Consider the following 954-nt stretch of genomic DNA (forward strand, 5'->3'; position numbering starts at 1 on the left):
GTGCACATCCTGTGTGCCGCAAATGAAGCGCACCGAAGACAGCCCGAAGCCATGCGTGCGCAGGGCTTCATGCGCGGCCTCGATGACCTTGGGATGCGACGACAAGCCCAGGTAGTTGTTGGCGCAAAGGTTGATGACTTCGCGGCCGTCGGCCGTCTTCACGACGGCGCCCTGGGGTGTCGTGATGATGCGTTCGGACTTGAACAGCCCGGCGGCGCGGATGCTGTCCAGCTCGGTCTGCAGGTGTTGATAGAAGGCCTGGCTCATGGCGCTGCTCCTGATGCACAATCCGGTTTAGTGAACTCGTTCGATATATCGAACCTTTGTGCAGTATCTGAAAATCATCTATCCAGGTCAAGCATGAACATGGACAACACCGAACCGCCCCGCGTCGGCGCCGCCCTGCAGGCGCTGCGCAGCAGCCGTGGCCTGTCGCTGGATGATCTCTCCAAGCGGGCCGGCGTGAGTAAGTCGATGTTGTCGCAGATCGAGCGCAACCAGGCCAATCCCACGGTGGCCGTGGTGTGGCGGCTGGCCAATGCGCTGGGCGTGGACATGGGTGAGTTGCTGGGCGGCGAGCGCGCAGCGACGCCTGCCATCGAGACCGTGCCGGCCCACGCGACGCCGGGGCTGACCAGCCCGGACGGGCTTTGCAAGCTGCGCATCCTCGGCCCCATCGAGCTGGCCGGGCAGTTCGAGTGGTACGAGCTGAACATCCAACCCGGCGGCGTGCTGGACAGCCAGGCCCACGAGCCGGGTTCGCGCGAGCACCTGAGCGTGCTGACGGGCAGCCTGGAGGTCAGCGCCCAGGGCATGACGAACAGGCTCAAGGCCGGCGAGACGGCGCGTTATGCGGTGGACGGCCCGCATGCCATCCGCAACGTAGGCAAGTCGGCGGCGACCGCACTTTTGGTGGTGCTCCACCCGTAGACTCCGGCGGGTTCAACCAAGGAG

At 65.0% G+C, this 954-nt stretch carries 1 protein-coding gene and 1 pseudogene; one reads left to right on the top strand and one right to left on the bottom strand.

Annotation, left to right across the window (positions count from 1 at the left end):
* Positions 1–267 (bottom strand): annotated as a pseudogene (locus ACXJKR_RS33525) (glycine C-acetyltransferase); the annotation flags it as partial.
* Between the two features lie 99 nt (positions 268–366).
* On the opposite strand from ACXJKR_RS33525, the gene ACXJKR_RS33530 reads away from it, so the two are divergent.
* The gene (locus ACXJKR_RS33530) at positions 367–930 is read left to right on the top strand and encodes a helix-turn-helix domain-containing protein (RefSeq protein WP_457326539.1); all 564 of its coding nucleotides are present in this window, start codon (positions 367–369) and stop codon (positions 928–930) included.
* Positions 931–954: the final 24 nt, after the last annotated feature.

It is taken from the genome of Roseateles sp. P5_E11, from assembly GCF_054049355.1.